The sequence below is a fragment of the Methylobacterium sp. E-046 genome (genome assembly GCF_022829625.1).
Classification (GTDB): Bacteria; Pseudomonadota; Alphaproteobacteria; order Rhizobiales; family Beijerinckiaceae; genus Methylobacterium; species Methylobacterium longum.
In genome coordinates this window covers 160,939-176,195 of sequence record NZ_JAKSYP010000277.1, presented here as the reverse complement: position 1 = coordinate 176,195, position 15,257 = coordinate 160,939, and the positions used below count along the sequence as shown (strand labels likewise).

Below are 15,257 nucleotides of genomic sequence, written 5' to 3'. Positions count from 1 at the left end.
AGGTAGGCGGCCGAGGAGAAGTCGGGCCGCGGGTCCCGGCCCTCGCGCCAGCCGTGGACGAGGTAGTCGCGCACCGGATCGGCCGTGATCCCGTACCAGCTCGCGTAGAAATCCGCGTCGAAGTACGGCGCCAGCGCGGCGACCAGGCGCCCTTCGAGCTCCGGGCCGTCCGACGCCCCCGTCCCGCCCCAGAACCGGTGCAGCGCCGCGGGTCGCGCCAGCGGATCGCGCAGGCGGACGAGGCGGCGCGTGAGCTGCGTCAGGGGGGAGGTCCGGCCGGTGCCGTCGGAGCCGAGGCGCATCTCAGGCCTCTGCGCAGGAGCGTTCGCCGCGGGCCATCACGGGGCGTGGCCTCGGTCGGCCGCCCTCGGGTCGGGCGCGGTCGACGCGCGGTTCGCGGATCGGTTCATGGGCGGCAGCTGGCGGGCAGCGTCGGGGACGCGAGGCGGCGCGAGAGGGGCATGGGTCTGGTTACCCGTCGCACTAACGGAACCGGCGGAGCCCGTAAACCATGGGCCGCGCGTCCGGATCGTCCCCTGAGCCGCCGGTCCGGTCCCCGACGGGACGGTCCGGCCGCGATCCCCGGCCTTGATGACGATCCAGTTTCGATATATCTAGAATTTCGTCATATCGAAATCGAGTCGCATCCATGCATGCCTATCCACCCGATGGCGTCCAGGCCGATCCCTTCGACCCCTACCGGTTCCGCGCCCATAGCGGTCCGCCGGGGGGCGATCCGCGCGGGCATCACGGTCCCCACGGCCGTCACGGCCGCGGGCCGGGCGACCGCCGGATGTTCGGCCGCGGCGGCCGCGGCGACCTGGCGCGCTTCTTCGCCCACGGCGACCTGCGCCTCGTCATCCTCCACCTCATCGCCGAGAAGCCCCGGCACGGCTACGAGATCATCAAGGCCATCGAGGAGCGGGTCGGCGGCGCCTACAGCCCGAGCCCCGGCACGGTCTACCCGACGCTCACGCTCCTCGAGGAACTCGGCCACGTGACCGTGACCCCCGGGGAGGGCACCAAGCGGCTGCACACGCTCACCCCGGAGGGACAGGCGTTCCTGGACGGCAACCGCCCGACCCTCGAGGCGATCCTGGCCCGCATGGCCGAGGCGGAGGCCGCCCGGGGCGACGGCCCGCCGCCCTCGGTCGTGCGCGCCAAGGAGGGCCTGAAGCTCGCCCTGCAGATGCGGCTCGCCCGCGGCCCGCTGAGCGCCGAGCAGGCCGCCGCCGTCACGGCCGCCCTGGAGGCGGCGACCGCCGCGGTGGAGCAGGCGTGAGGAGCCGGGGACCCGAAGCGGGGGGCGGGGTGGGGGTCGGAGCGCGGCCCGGGCCGGTGCCCGATCCGCGGCTGAGCCGCCTCGCCCTCGGGGTCACCCTGTTCCGGCCGGATCCGGACCAGGTGGCGCGCGTCCGGGCGCAGGCCGGGTCCGGGTTCGCCGCGGTGATCGCCTTCGACAACGGCGGCCTCGCGGCCGAGGCGGCGGAACGCCTCGCCCGGGCCGGCGTGACCCTGCTGTCGGCGGGGACGAACCTCGGCATCGCCGAGGCGCTCAACCGGATCGCCGGGGCCGCCCGCGACGCGGGGGCCGACACCCTCCTGCTCCTCGACCAGGATTCCGAGCCGCCCGCGGACCTCGCCGTGACGCTGCTGGCGGCGCTGGACCGGCTGCGGAGCGCCGGATGCCCGGTGGCGGTGGTGGGACCGGCCCCGGCGCCCGCCGCCGGCCACAAGCCCCCCGCCTACCCGCCCCGCCCCGGCGCTCCGGCGCGGGACGGCCTCGCCCCGGTGCAGTTCCTGGCGACCTCGGGCTCGCTCATCGACCTCGCGGCGTTCGCGCAGGTCGGGCCGTTCCGCGCCGACTTCTTCATCGACGGGGTCGAGCTCGAATGGTGCTTCCGCGCCTGGAGCCGCGGCCACGGCTGCTACCTCGCCCGCGACGCCGCGATTCCGCACCGGGTCGGCGGCGGGGTGATCCGCGCCTGCGGAGTCACGATGCCGCGCCAGCCCCTGTTCCGGATGGCGACCTACCTGCGCAACGCGGTCTACGCGTGGCGTCTGCCGCACGTGCCGCGCCGCTGGAAGCTCGCCCAGCTCGCCTATCTCCCGCTCCAGGCCGGGCTCTACTGGGCGGATGCGGGCTTCCGTCCCGCCGTGGTGCTGCGGCTCCTCGCGGCCGCCCGGGACGGCGCCCTCGGGCGCCTCGGTCCGCCGCACGACCTGCCGCAAGACGCGCCGCAAGATCCGCCGCAAGATCCGCCGCAAGATCCACCGAAAGACCCGCCGTGACCGACCGCCCTGCCCTCGACGTGGTGATCGTCAACTGGAACGGGGGCGCCCTGCTGCGCGCCTGCCTCGCGAGCCTCGCGGCCGGGCGGGACGCCGCTTCCGTGCAGGTCACGGTGGTCGACAACGCCTCGACGGATGGCTCCACCGAGGACCTGCCCGCCCTGCCCCGCCCGCTCCGGCTGATCCGGAACGCCGAGAATCTCGGCTTCGGCCTCGCCTGCAACCAGGGCGCCGCCGCGGGCGATGCCCCCGCGATCCTGTTCCTCAACCCGGACACGCAGGTCGCGGCCGACGCCCTCGGCCTCGCCCGGGCCGCCCTGACGGCCGATTCCCGGACCGGGATCGTCGGGGCGCGGCTCGTCGATCCGGACGGGCGGACCGCGCGCTCCTGCGCCCGGGCCCCCTCCGCCCGCGGCCTCCTCGGCCGCGCCCTGGCGCTGGACCGGCTGGGCCTCGTGCGGCCGCACTTCCTCCTCGACTGGGACCACGAGGAAGACCGAGCCGTCGATCAGGTGATGGGCGCCTTCCTGATGATCCGCCGCGACCTGTTCGCCGCCCTCGACGGATTCGACCCGCGCTTCTTCGTGTACTGGGAGGATGTCGACCTCTGCGCCCGCGCCAGGGCGGCGGGTTTCTCCGTGCGGCACGTGGCCGGGGCGGCCGCCCGCCACGAAGGCCAGGGCACCACGCGGCAGGTGCGGGCGCGGCGGCTGTTCTACTTCCTGCGCAGCCAGATCCTCTACGCCGGCAAACACCACGGCGCCGCGGCGGCTCTCGCCCTCACGGCCGCGAGCTTCGGCGCGCAGGTCCCCCTGCGGCTCGTCCTGGCGCTCGCCCGCCGCTCCACCGGGCGCTCCACCGGGCACTCCCCTGGGCACGCCACCGGGCGCTCTACCGGGGAGGCCGCGGAGGTCCTGCGCGCCGCGGCGCTTCTGGCCGCGGCGCTGCCCGACCTGCTGCCGGGCCTTCTGCAGGGCCGCCTGTCGCGCCGCCTCTCGCGCCGCCTGCCAGGCCGCCCGGGCGCGTCCCGGACGCGACGGTGAGCCCCCCGGTCGCCGGGGACGCCCGGTTCTGGAGCCTCGCCCTGCTCGGCCTCGGCCTGCCGGTCTGCATCGCGCTGGCGCTGCGCGTTCCTGCCGACGCGGCGGGCCACGCCCTCGCGGCCGGCCGCTTCCTCCCCGGCGCCCTCGGCCTGCGGACCGGCACGATGCTCGGCCTCGACCCCGCGGGTGCCGCCCGGCTCGGGCAGGGCGTCGCCATCGCCGCCTTCCTGGCCCTGGGCGTCACCGCCCTGTCGGTGGCCGTCCGGGGGCGGGAGGCCCTGTTCGCGCTCCTCGGCCTGCCGTCCGCCCTGGCGGCCGCGTCCGAGCCGGACGGGCTGGTCCTCGGACCGGTCCTCGGGCTGACGGCGCTCGCGGCGGCGCTGCTCACGCCCCGGCCACTGACGGGCCGCGGCCGGCCCTGGCGCCTCGCGGGGGCGGCGCTGGCGATCGCCCTCGCGGTGCTGGCGCGGCCGGCCTGCGCGCCGCTTGCCGGGATGCTGCTGGTGCCGGTCCCGCCGCCGGAGCGGCTCGCCCGCTTCGGCCGGGAGCGGCTGCCGCTCGCCGCCCTCGCGCTGCTGCCCGCCCTCCTCGTGTCGCCCGCCCTCCTCGGGGCGCCCGCCGTCCTGGGGGCACCCGCCGTCGGCGGATCCGATCCGGCCCCGACCGTCCCGCTGCCCTGGCCCCTCTACGGGCTCTGGGCCGCGGCCCTGCTGGTGCCCCCCCTCGCCCTGCGGCGCGGCCCCCTGCCCCCGTCCGCGGAGCGGATCTGGCTCGCGGGCTGCATCCTGATGGGTCTGTGGCTCACGGTCCTGCCACAGGCCCTGGCCCCGGCCGGGACCGCCCGCGACCTGCAGCTGCGCGACCTGCTGCCCCTGATGCCGCCGCTGGTGCTGGCCTTCGCCCGGGGGCGGATCGGCACGGCGGCGGCCCTGCGCTGGCCGGCGCTGCTCCCGGTCCTGGCCGCCGCCGTCGACGCGGTCGCGCTGCCGCTCCTGGTCCTGCGGCCGTGAGGCGCCTCAGGCCCGGCCGAGGAAATCCAGCAGCGCCCGGTTGAAAGGCTCGGGCCGGGTGACGCTGTGGGCGTGGCCGCCCTCGGTGGCGAGGGCGAGGCGGGCGTTGGGCAAAGCCGCCGCCAGCCGCTCGGAGCGCGTGTAGGGCACGAGCACGTCGTCCCGGGCGGCCATCACCAGGGTCTCGTGACCGATCGTTCCGAGGCGGTCCGCGATCCGGAAGCGCTCCAGGGCGCCGATCCGCGTCAGCACGGTCTCGGCGCCGGGGAAATGCGCCAGGGCCTGCGCCTCGTCGCGGGCGACCCGCTCGGCCTCGGCCGACAGCCAGGGCGCCGGGTACAGGAACAGCGCCTGCGCCCGCACGAAGGCTTCCGGCCCGCCCCCGGCCAGGATCGCCCGGCGGGCCGCGAAGCAGCGGCGCGTGGCCGGGTCCAGGACGTCCCAGCCGTTGATCACCACGATCCGCCCGACCCGGTCGGGGGCGTCCAGCGCCATCTGGAGGGCGATCAGGCCGCCCAGCGCGTGGCCGACCACGTCGGCCCGGTCGAGCCCGGCCGCGTCCAGCACCGCCAGCGCGTCCCGCGCCATGGCGGGGATGTCGTGGCCGGGCTCGACCGGGCCGGGCGAGCGCCCGGTGCCGCGATGGTCGTAGGTGACGACCCGGAACCGCCCGGTCAGTGCCGCCATCTGCGGCGCGAAATAGCCCGCCGCGCCGCCCAGCCCCGGCGACAGCAGCACCGGCCGCCCCGCCGCCGGGCCGGCCACCGCGTGGTGGAGCGGTCCCATCAGCGGCCGATATGGGCGATCGAGGCGATCTCCACGCGGGCGTCGGGCTTCACGAGGCCGCACTGGATGCAGTAGCGCGCCGGCTTGTCGCCCGGAAAATACGCAGCGTAGACGGCGTTGATCGCCGCGTAGTCGGCCCAGTCCGCCAGGAAGACGTGGTTGAAGGTCACGTCGTCCATCGTGCCGCCCGCGGCCTCGACGACGCCCTTGATGGTCTCCAGCACGTGGCGGGTCTGGGCCGCCGCGTCGCCGGCATGGACGACGTGGGCGTCGGCATCCAGCGGCAGCGTGCCCGAGACGTACAGCACCCCGTCGGCCAGCGTGCCCGGCACGTAGGGGGCCAGCGGCTTGCCGGTCCCCGGCGGTATCACGACCTGCTTCGGCATGCTCCCGACGCCTCCCGCGTTCGACCTGTCGTCCGGGCTCGGACAGGCCGCGCGGGAGGCGCCGCGTCGCGGCGGCGTTCGTGCACCCTGCCGGTGACCGGCGGGGCACGCAATGCACTTATCCGGCCATATCGACCCCGACCGCATCAACCGCCGCGTGCGGGCCTGCTGCGAGCGCCGCCTCGAACGACGCCACGTCCGAGACCCAGCCGAAGAAGGTCTCGATGTTGGCGAGCGCCCCGTGCTGCAGGCTCTCCGGGCCGGCCTGGTGGGTGGCGTCGGCCAGGACGATCCCGAAGTATTCCCGGTGGAATCCGTCCCGCAGGGTCGATTCCACGCAGACGTTGGTGGCGATGCCGGTGAACACCAGCGTGGTCGCGCCCCGGGCCCTGAGGGTGCTGTCGAGGGGAGTGTTGTAGAAGCCGCTGTAGCGCGGCTTGCCCATCACGATGTCGCCGGGCTCCGGCGCGAGGGCATCCACCAGGGCGTAGTCCCAGGAACCCTTGGCCAGGAGCTGCGCGTTCACCTCAGGATTCCGACGCATGGTCTTGAGAGCGTTGGATTTATGCCAGTTCGGCGAGCCCGGGCCGCCGGCCTCGGCATAGGCCGGATCCCAGCCGTTCTGGAACCACAGGATCCCGATGCCGGCCGCCCGCGCGGCCGCCACCGCCCGGGCGATCCGCGCGATCACCGGACCGGTGCCCGACACGTCGAAGCCCGCGCGGTCGAGGTAGCCGTCCGGGCTCGCGTAGGCGTTCTGGACGTCCACCACGATCAGCACGGTCGTGGCGGGGTCGAAGGCGATGGGCTCGGGCCGGGCCGGCAGGACGACGCCGCCGTGGCGGCCGTGCGGGTCGCGGTGGCCTGCGGGCGCGTCCATCAGGCGACCTCGGCGAGCGCTGCGGCGGCGTGCCGGCGCGTGCGCATCAGCGGCTGGATCCGCGTCCCGAAGGCGTCGAGGCCTTTCAGGAAGTCGTCGAACACCAGGAGCACGCCCTCCACCCCGTCGATGGTCATGATGGCGTCGAGCATCGCGGCGACGCTGGCGTAGCTGCCCACGAGGGTGCCCATGTTGAGGTTCACCGCCGAGGTCGGGTCGGCGAGCTGGCGCACGTTGGTATCGCCGCCGGACTGGGTGTCGGCCGCGCCCTGGAGGCCGAGCCACGCGATCGCCTCGGCGTCGGCCCCCGCCCGGTAGTGCTCCCAGGTCGCCAGCGCGGCGCCGTCGGTCTCGTCGGCGATGATCATGAACAGGGCGAACGCGGTCACACGCCGTCCGGTCTGCGCGCGGGCCTCGGCGAGCTTCTCCACCACGGGCGCGAAGGCGGTGGGCGTGTTGAGGCCCTTGCCGAGGCAGAAATTGTAGTCGGCGTAGCGGGCCGTGAAGGCGAGGCCCGCCCCGCTCTGGCCGGCGCAGATGATCTTCACGGGCACCTGCGGCCGGGGGCTCAACCGGCAATCGTTCATCTGGAAGAACGTGCCCTTCCGGTCGCTCACCCCGGTTTCCCACAGCTCGCGCAGGATCTGAGCATACTCTGCCAAGTAGTCGTATCGCTTCGCGAAATACGCGTCGCCGGGCCATAGGCCCATCTGGTCGTATTCCGGCTTCTGCCAGCCGGTGACGAGGTTCACGCCGAAGCGCCCGTCGGAGATCGAGTCGATGGTCGCGGCCATGCGGGCGACGATGGCGGGCGGCAGGCACAGGGTCGCCGCGGTGGCGAACAGCCTGATCCGGGTGGTGACGGCCGCGAGCCCGGCCATCAGGGTGAACGATTCGAGGTTGTGGTCCCAGAACTCGGTCTTGCCGCCGAAGCCGCGCAGCTTGATCATCGACAGGGCGAAATCGAGCCCGTAGCCCTCCGCCTTCAGGGTGATCGCCTTGTTGAGCGCGAAGCTCGGGCGGTACTGCGGGGCGTTCTCCGACAGGAGCCAGCCGTTGTTGCCGATCGGGATGAACACCCCGACGCTCATGGCCGGCGCGCCGTCGGCGGATACCCGGCCGGCGGCGAGGTCCGGAGCGGGAACTGCCCGGGCGGCAGCATCGTCGTCCGCGTGGCTCTGCATCATCGTCCTGGCTCGCCCGGCCGGTCCCCCGAACCGACTCGGCGCGCAAAGGCTCGCAAAAGCACGGCGGGGGGTCAAACCCGCGGCGCCGCCGCGGAGGGGAAATGCCCATCTTTCCAGCGGCTTGCACAACCGGAACGCGATGGCTGCTCAACCCGTGCGCGCCCCGCGGGATCGCGCGCGCCGCGGTGAACACGGATTTCCGTTCCGCTAATCTGCCAGGAACGTCGCGTGGCGATTGTCGTCGCCGAACCGAAGACCATGTCCGTAGGGCGATGATAGATCTTGGATCCGTCCAGCCGGAGTGACCGTCGATGCGCGCGTGGCCCGCCCTCCTCCTCGGCTTCGTCCTCGGCCTCGGCCCCGCGGGACCGGCGGCGGCCGACGAGGCCGGGCGCATGGCGGCCCGGGCGGTGATCGCCAAGCAGGAGCAGGCCCTCGGCCGCGACGACGCGCAGACCGCCTACGCGCAGGCCGGCCCGGGGATTCGGGCGCTCTTCCCGAACGCCGACCTGTTCATCGGCATGGTCCGGAACCAGTACCGGCCGGTCTACCGCCACCGCAGCTTCGTGTTCGGCGAGGCGCGGGACACCGAGGAGGCGGGCGTGATCCAGTCGGTGGCGATCCAGGACGAGTACGGCGTCGACTGGACCGCCGAGTACAGCCTCGCCCAGGAGGCGGACGGGCAATGGCGCATCACCGGCTGCCGCCTGACCAAGGCGCCGGGCACCAGCGCCTGAGGGCGTCCGCCGGCGGAGCGCCCTCGGCGCAGGCGCGCGCGTCGCAGCGCAAGCCCCGCGCGGGCCTGCGGCTTCCGCGGATCGGTCGCGGATCCGTGCGGTCCCCGGCTGGAGGCCTTCGGAGGGCTCGGCGGAGGCGCAGTGTGCCTCACCGCGGGCGCGGCCGAGCGGCCCAGGACGGGGCCGACGTCGCCGAGCGCGGCGCCGCCCCGACCGGCACCGCCCGGGGCGACGGGGCTTCCGCAGCGATCGACCGGGACCGGTGCCGGATGCGACGGATCCGGTCCGGGGCGGGGGCGGCCTATCGGGCTTCGGGCCGCGGCGTCGCCGGCTTGTCGCGCCTCTGCAGGGTGATGTCGGCGCAGGCCCGCACCGGTTCGTCGTCGCATTTCACGTCGATGCGGGCATCCTCGCGCCCGAAGGTGACGTGCGCGCCCGTCGTCTGCGGTGCCGGCGGTGGCGGGGGAGGCGGTGCCGGACAGCAGCGCCGCGTCGCTGGCGCGGGCGCGGATTCGGATCCCGTCGACGCGCTCCGAGACGCGCTCCGCCCCGCCGGCACGGAGGCCGCGGGGCCGGTCCGGCTCACCGGCGCGGCCGCGAAACCGGCCCTGAACCGGGCGGTTCGGCCCCGGTAAAGACCGCCGGCCCCGCCGAGGGGTGGGCCGGCACGCCGCCAGGGCTCGACGCGCCGCCAGGGCTTTCGACAGGGCCGTCCGCATCGTGTAGAGGGAGCGCCTTCCCCTCGGAGGCCCCTGTGCTCCACGTCTCGACCCGCGGCGAGGCCGCGCCGCTCTCGTTCTCGGATGCGCTCCTCGCGGGCTTGGCCCGCGACGGCGGGCTCTACGTGCCGCAGACCTGGCCGCAGATCGGCCACTCGGAGATCGCCGCGCTCGCCGGCCGGCCCTACGCGGAAGCCGCCAAGCGGGTGCTGCGCCCGCTGATCGACGGCGACGTCGCCGGCCCGGACCTCGACCGGATGATCGACGCGTCCTACGCGACGTTCCGCCATCCGGCGGTCTGCCCGCTGACCCAACTCGACGACAACCTGTTCCTGCTGGAACTCTTCCACGGCCCGACGCTCGCCTTCAAGGACGTGGCGATGCAACTGCTCGGGCGGCTGATGGACCACGTGCTCGCCCAGCGCGGCGCCCGCGCCACCATCGTGGGTGCGACCTCGGGGGATACCGGCTCGGCGGCGGTCGAGGCCTTCGGCGGCCTCGACCGGGTGGACGTGTTCATCCTCTATCCGCACGGGCGGGTCTCGGAGGTGCAGCGGCGGCAGATGACCTCGGTGCCGGCCGACAACGTCCACGCGCTCGCGGTCGACGGCACCTTCGACGATTGCCAGAATCTCGTCAAAGCCCTGTTCCAGCACGCCGATTTCGCCGATTCGGTGCGGCTGTCGGGGGTCAATTCGATCAACTGGGCCCGGGTGGCCGCGCAGGCCGTGTACTACTTCACCAGCGCGGTGGCGCTGGGGAGCCCCCGCCGGCCGGTCTCCTTCGCGGTGCCGACCGGCAATTTCGGCGACGTCCTCGCCGGCTGGGTCGCCAAGCAGATGGGCCTGCCGATCGAGCGGCTGATGATCGGCACCAACGCCAACGACATCCTGGTCCGGACCCTGGAGCACGGCGCCTACGACCTGCGCGGCGTGGTGCCCACCACCTCGCCCTCCATGGACATCCAGATCTCCTCGAACTTCGAGCGGCTGCTGTTCGAGGCCCTCGGGCGGGACGCGTCGTCCCTGTCGCGGCTGATGGCCGGGCTGAGGCAGTCCGGCGGCTTCTCGCTGAGCCCGGAGGTGCTGGCCACCATCCGCTCGGAGTTCGACGCCGTCGCGGTCCCGGAGGCCGAGGTCATGGCGGAGATCGCCCTGACCCAGGCCGCCACCGGCGTGGTGCTCGACCCCCACAGCGCCATCGGCGTGCATGCCGGGCGGCGGCTGCTGGAGAAGGACCCGGCGACCCCGGTGGTGGCGCTCGCCACCGCCCATCCGGCGAAGTTCCCGGACGCGGTCGCCAAGGCCACGGGCGGCCTGCGCCCGCCCCTGCCCCCGCACCTCGCCGACCTGATGGACCGGCCCGAGCGCCTGACCCGGGTGGGGAACGACCAGGCCGCCGTGGAGGCGCTGATCCGCGAGCGCGCCCGCATCGCGAGGGGGGCGTGAGCGTGGGGCAATCGGCAGCACGGCCGGGAGCGGGGGGCGGCGGTGCAGGACATCGCTCGACCCTCGTGACGGCTGTCGCCCCGTCCGGAAGCCGGGTTCGCCCCGCGCCGGACCCCGTCCCGACCCGATCCCCGTCCGGGTCCACCCGCCCCCGCAGAGCGGGGAGGGCCTCCGCGTCCGATCCGGCCCCCCGCGCGACGAGCCGTCGATGAACCAGCATTTCTCCACCCACGCCGCCTCCCCGTCCTTACGCACCACGCGGCTCGCGAACGGCGTCACGGTGGTCACCGAGCCGATGCCGGGGGTCGCCACCGCCAGCCTCGGCGTCTGGGTCGGGGCCGGCTCGCGCAACGAGCGCGCCGACGAGGCCGGCCTGTCGCACCTCATCGAGCACATGGCGTTCAAGGGCACCCGCACCCGGTCCGCGAAGGACATCGCCGAGGAGATCGAGAATGTCGGCGGCGAGATCAACGCCGCCACCTCGACCGAGGGGACGAGCTACACCGCCCGGGTGCTCGGCGAGGATGCCGGCCTCGCCCTCGGCGTGATCGGCGACATCCTCACCGATTCGGTGTTCGACACGGGCGAACTCGCCCGGGAGAAGGGCGTCATCCTGCAGGAATACGCCGCCGTCGAGGACACCCCCGACGACGTGGTCTACGACGCCTTCACGGAGGCCGCCTTCCCGGACCAGCCGGTCGGCCGGCCGATCCTCGGGCGGCCGGAGACGATCCGGAGCTTCGACGAGGCCGGGATCCGCGCGTATCTCGACCGGGAATACACCCCGGACCGGATCGTCGTGGCCGGCGCCGGCGCCGTCACCCACGAGGCGATCGTGGACGCGGCCGAGCGCCATTTCGGCGCCCTGCCGGCGAAGGCCGCGCCCGAGGCGGTGCCGGGCCTCTACCGCGGCGGCGAGCGGCGGATGCCGCGCAAGCTCGAGCAGGCCAACGTGGTGATCGGCCTGCCGGGCCTCTCCTTCCGGGACGAGGGTTACTACGCGCTGCACATGTTCGCGCAGGTGCTGGGCGGCGGCCTGACCTCGCGGCTCTGGCAGGAGGTGCGCGAGACCCGCGGCCTCGCCTACGAGATCCAGGCCTTCCACTGGCCCTTCTCGGATTGCGGCCTGTTCGGCATCGGGGCCGGCACCGCCGGGGCGGACCTGCCCGAACTCGTCGACGTGACGCTCGCCGCCACCGCCCGGGCCGCCCGCGACCTCGACGCCCCCGAGATCGCCCGCGCCAAGGCGCAGCTGAAGGTGTCGCTGCTCTCGGCCCTGGAGACGCCGGGCGGCCGCATCGAGCGCAACGCCCGCCAGATCCTGGCCTGGGGCCGGGTGATCCCCGCCGGGGAGGTGATCGACAAGGTCGACGCCGTCACGGTCGCGGACGTGCGCGCCGCCGCCGCCGCGATGCTGCGGGGCACGCCGACGCTGGCGGCGATCGGCCCGATCCGCAAGCTGCCGACCCTCGACAAGATCGCGGCCGCGCTCCGGGCGTCCTGAGTCCCGATTCGATCGCCCGGACCTGCGTGGCGCCCCCTCCGTCCCCCGCGGAGGCGGGGATCAGCCGGGGGGACGCTCGTCCCCGCGCAAGCGGCGGTGCGGGCATCCGTCAGCCTCGGGGGCTGAAGGCGCGGGCGGGAAAATCCGGGCCGGACCGGCCCTGAGACGTCCCGGAACGTCCGCCCCCGCCCCGCCCAACTTGATTTGGCCGCAAAAGGGCGCGATCCGCGGCATGTGGACCGATCCCGGGGGATCTTGCCCCCGGTCAGGCCCGCACCTATCGATCGAGGCCGCCCGGGCGGCCGACGCCGCTTCTCGCACGGCCGGACACCAAGACACCCTTGCGCATCCTCGCCCTCCTCCTGACCCTGGTCGGCGGTCTCGTCGGTGCCCTCGCGCTCAGCGGGCCGGCCCGGGCCGTCGAGGCGGTCCGCGTCACCCTCGACGCGCCGGTGATTGACCTGACCACCGCGATCGAGCGCTACCGCTCGGACGGCGACCTGATCCAGATCTCGACCGCACCCGGCAAGGACGGGATCGTCCGCCGCATCGTCGTGAAGGCCCGCGACGCCGGCGCCCGGCCCGACTGGATCGTGTTCGCGCTCACGAACGATACCGACGAGCAGATCGACCGCATCCTGGTCGCGCCCCATTTCCGGCTGGTCGATTCCGGGGTGATCTGGCCCGATCTCGGCGGCTCGCGCATCGCCGCCATCACGGCGAGCCAGGGCATCCGCCCGGAGCGCGACGAGAACCCCGAGGCCGACCAGTTCACCATCACCCTCGATCCCGGCACCACCATCACCTACGTGGCCGAGCTGCGCGGCCCCAACGTCCCCCAGCTCCATCTCTGGGATCAGGACGCCTATCGCCGGAAGGCCGCGGGCCTCACCCTCTACAAGGGCATCATCATCGGCATCAGCGGGCTGCTGGCGCTGTTCCTGACCATCGTGTTCGTGGTCAAGGGCGCGATCATCTTCCCGGCCGCCGCCGCGCTCGCGTGGTCGGTGCTGGCCTATGCCTGCATCGATTTCGGCTTCCTGCAGCGGGTCTTCCCGGTCACCGAACTCGCCGAGCGGGTCTACCGGGCCTCCGCAGAGGCGGTGCTCGGGGCGACCCTGCTGGTCTTCCTGTTCGCCTATCTCAACCTCGCCCGCTGGCACGTGCGCTACAGCCACGTGGCGTTCTTCTGGCTCGCCTTCCTGGCGGGCCTCGTCGGGCTCGCGGTGTTCGACCCGCCGGTGGCGGCCGGCGTGGCGCGCATCTCCATCGCGGCGGTGGCCGGCATCGGCCTGCTGCTGATCGTCTACCTCGCCGCCCATAACGGCTACGACCGGGCGATCCTGCTGGTGCCGACCTGGCTGCTGCTCGTCGTCTGGGTGACGGCGGCGGGCTTCGCGGTCACCGGCCAGATCGGCAGCGACCTCGTGCAGCCGGCCCTCATCGGCGGCCTCGTGCTGATCGTGATGCTGATCGGCTTCACGGTGCTCCAGCACGCCTTCGCGGGCGGCGGCCTCAGCCACGCCCTCGTGTCCGACACGGAGCGGCGGGCGCTGGCGCTCACCGGGGCCGGCGACGTGGTGTTCGACTGGGACGTGCCGGCCGACCGAGTCTTCGTCGGCCCGGAGATCGAGGGCCAGCTCGGCCTCGCCCGGGGCACCCTGGAGGGGCCGGCGACCAACTGGCTCGGCGCGCTCCACCCCTTCGACGTGGAGCGCTACTCGGCGGCCCTCGACACGGTGATCGAGGAGCGGCGCGGCCGCATCGTCCACGATTTCCGCCTGCGCTCGGCCGCCGGCACGTTCTTCTGGTACCGGCTGAAGGCGCGGCCCGTGATCGGCGCCGACGGCGAGGTGATCCGCGTGGTCGGCACCATCGCGGACGTCACCGAGGTGAAGACCGCCGAGGAGCGCCTGCTCCACGACGCCGTGCACGACAGCCTGACCGGCCTGCCGAACCGCGAATTGTTCGGCGACCGCCTCGACGCCGCGCTCGCCTTCGCCGGCCAGGACCCGCGCCTCAAGCCCACCGTGATCGTGCTGGACGTCGACCGGTTCAAGGGCATCAACGACGCCATCGGCCTCTCGGCGGGCGATTCGATCCTGCTGACCCTGTCGCGCCGGCTCGGACGCCTGCTGCGCCCGCAGGACACCCTCGCCCGGGTCGCGGGCGACGAGTTCGCGGTGATCCTCCTCTCCGAGCGCGACCCCGACCGGATCCTGGCCTTCGCCGAAATGATCCGCCGGGCGATCGCCACCCCCATCACCTACGCCGACCGGGAGATCTTCCTCACCGTCTCGATCGGGCTCGCCCTCTACGAGGCCGGCGCCAACCTGAAGCGCGACGAGGTGTTCAAGAGCGCCGAGATCGCCATGATCCAGGCCAAGCGCAACGGCGGCGACCGGATCGAGGTGTTCCGCGCCCACATGCGCACCGACCGCTCGGACCGGCTGATGCTGGAGGGCGACCTGCGCAAGGCGATCGAGCGCAACGAGATGCGGGTGCTGTTCCTGCCGGTGGTGCGGCTCGAGGACCGCACGGTGGCGGGGTTCGAGACCGTGCTGCGCTGGGACCACCCGAAGCTCGGGCGCGTGCCCGCCTCGACCTTCCTGCCGCTCGCCGAGGAGAGCGGCTTCATCGTCAATCTCGGCATCTTCGCCCTGGAGCGCACCGCCCTCGAACTCGCGGCGTGGCAGCGCTCCCTGGAGGTCGAGCCGCCGATCTTCGCGGCCTGCAACCTGTCCTCGCGCCAGCTCCTGCGCCACGACCTGCTGCACGACGTGAAGACCGTCCTGGCCCGCTCCGGGGCGCTCCCCGGCTCGCTCAAGCTGGAATTCAGCGAGAGCCTCGTGATGGAGAACCCGGAATACGCCGCCCAGATGCTGGCGCGGATCCACGATCTCGGGGCGGGCCTGTGCCTGTCGGATTTCGGCACCGGCTACTCGGCCCTGTCCTACCTCCAGCGCTTCCCCTTCGACACGATCAAGGTCGACGCGACCTTCGTGCGCCAGATCGGCACCGGCCAGACCGCGATCCTGCGCTCCATCGTCCGGATGGCCAGCGAGCTGAAGCTCGCCATCGTGGCGGAGGGCTGCGAGTCCGAGGCCGACGCCCAGGCGCTCGCCGGGCTCGGCTGCGAATACGCCCTCGGACCGGCCTTCGGCGAGCCGATGACCCTGCTGCAGGCCCGCCAGATCGTCGGAGCGGCGCCGGAAGCGGCCTGATCGTCGGGTCTGGTGATTTTGAAGGCTTCGACCGGGTGTAT

General features: G+C 73.8%; 13 protein-coding genes. 8 read left to right on the top strand and 5 right to left on the bottom strand.

All coding sequences use genetic code 11. The features are described from left to right. Positions 1–302 (bottom strand): hypothetical protein (locus MKK82_RS30570; protein ID WP_243987820.1); only part of this gene is annotated, 302 nt, incomplete at its 3' end. Positions 303–649: 347 nt separating this feature from the next. Here MKK82_RS30570 and MKK82_RS30565 point away from each other — a divergent pair. From MKK82_RS30565 to MKK82_RS30550, 4 genes are read left to right on the top strand one after another with little or no spacing between them, the layout of a single operon-like run. Continuing rightward, positions 650–1,282 (top strand): PadR family transcriptional regulator, encoded by a 633-nt coding sequence (locus MKK82_RS30565; protein WP_238289671.1) that lies wholly within the window; start codon positions 650–652, stop codon positions 1,280–1,282. Between the two features lie 56 nt (positions 1,283–1,338). Continuing rightward, positions 1,339–2,292, top strand: coding sequence for a glycosyltransferase family 2 protein (locus tag MKK82_RS30560; protein WP_243987818.1), 954 nt, complete (start codon positions 1,339–1,341; stop codon positions 2,290–2,292). Next, complete coding sequence (locus MKK82_RS30555) at positions 2,289–3,335, top strand: glycosyltransferase family 2 protein (RefSeq protein WP_238289667.1); 1,047 nt, start codon at positions 2,289–2,291, stop codon at positions 3,333–3,335. Before MKK82_RS30560 ends, MKK82_RS30555 begins: the two co-directional genes overlap by 4 nt. Then, the gene (locus MKK82_RS30550; protein ID WP_238289665.1) at positions 3,332–4,345 is read left to right on the top strand and encodes a hypothetical protein; all 1,014 of its coding nucleotides are present in this window, start codon (positions 3,332–3,334) and stop codon (positions 4,343–4,345) included. Before MKK82_RS30555 ends, MKK82_RS30550 begins: the two co-directional genes overlap by 4 nt. Positions 4,346–4,351: 6 nt before the next feature. On the opposite strand, the gene rutD is transcribed toward MKK82_RS30550, so the two are convergent. The 4 genes from rutD to rutA all read right to left on the bottom strand — a co-directional run bounded on the left by rutD (position 4,352) and on the right by rutA (position 7,488). Further along, a complete protein-coding gene (gene rutD / locus MKK82_RS30545) occupies positions 4,352–5,134 on the bottom strand; it encodes a pyrimidine utilization protein D (RefSeq protein WP_238289688.1) in 783 nt (260 codons plus the stop codon). Then, positions 5,131–5,517, bottom strand: coding sequence for a pyrimidine utilization protein C (rutC, locus tag MKK82_RS30540; protein WP_238289663.1), 387 nt, complete (start codon positions 5,515–5,517; stop codon positions 5,131–5,133). The genes rutD and rutC overlap by 4 nt, the downstream gene beginning before the upstream one ends. Positions 5,518–5,635: 118 nt before the next feature. Next, complete coding sequence (gene rutB, locus MKK82_RS30535) at positions 5,636–6,397, bottom strand: pyrimidine utilization protein B (protein ID WP_238289661.1); 762 nt, start codon at positions 6,395–6,397, stop codon at positions 5,636–5,638. Then, entirely contained in the window at positions 6,397–7,488 is a 1,092-nt protein-coding gene (gene rutA, locus MKK82_RS30530; protein WP_238289686.1) for a pyrimidine utilization protein A, read from the bottom strand. Before rutA ends, rutB begins: the two co-directional genes overlap by 1 nt. A 407-nt stretch (positions 7,489–7,895) precedes the next feature. Between rutA and MKK82_RS30525 the strand changes: the two genes are divergently transcribed. The 4 genes from MKK82_RS30525 to MKK82_RS30510 all read left to right on the top strand — a co-directional run bounded on the left by MKK82_RS30525 (position 7,896) and on the right by MKK82_RS30510 (position 15,216). Then, positions 7,896–8,321 (top strand): DUF4864 domain-containing protein, encoded by a 426-nt coding sequence (locus MKK82_RS30525; RefSeq protein WP_238289659.1) that lies wholly within the window; start codon positions 7,896–7,898, stop codon positions 8,319–8,321. Between the two features lie 754 nt (positions 8,322–9,075). Next, positions 9,076–10,488: a threonine synthase gene (thrC, locus tag MKK82_RS30520; RefSeq protein ID WP_243987817.1), complete on the top strand. Its 1,413-nt coding sequence runs from the start codon at positions 9,076–9,078 to the stop codon at positions 10,486–10,488. Positions 10,489–10,696: 208 nt separating this feature from the next. Next, positions 10,697–11,992, top strand: a complete 1,296-nt coding sequence (locus MKK82_RS30515; protein ID WP_238289653.1) for a M16 family metallopeptidase — start codon at positions 10,697–10,699, stop codon at positions 11,990–11,992. A gap of 347 nt (positions 11,993–12,339) precedes the next feature. Next, complete coding sequence (locus tag MKK82_RS30510) at positions 12,340–15,216, top strand: EAL domain-containing protein (protein ID WP_409566841.1); 2,877 nt, start codon at positions 12,340–12,342, stop codon at positions 15,214–15,216. Positions 15,217–15,257 lie beyond the last annotated feature (41 nt).

Coding starts and splice junctions, on each gene's coding strand:
- MKK82_RS30515 (WP_238289653.1), top strand. CDS start 10,697: ATGAACCAGCATTTCTCCACCCACGCCGCCTCCCCGTCCTTACGCACC.
- rutA (WP_238289686.1), bottom strand. CDS start 7,488: ATGAGCGTCGGGGTGTTCATCCCGATCGGCAACAACGGCTGGCTCCTG.
- MKK82_RS30525 (WP_238289659.1), top strand. CDS start 7,896: ATGCGCGCGTGGCCCGCCCTCCTCCTCGGCTTCGTCCTCGGCCTCGGC.
- MKK82_RS30565 (WP_238289671.1), top strand. CDS start 650: ATGCATGCCTATCCACCCGATGGCGTCCAGGCCGATCCCTTCGACCCC.
- rutB (WP_238289661.1), bottom strand. CDS start 6,397: ATGGACGCGCCCGCAGGCCACCGCGACCCGCACGGCCGCCACGGCGGC.
- rutC (WP_238289663.1), bottom strand. CDS start 5,517: ATGCCGAAGCAGGTCGTGATACCGCCGGGGACCGGCAAGCCGCTGGCC.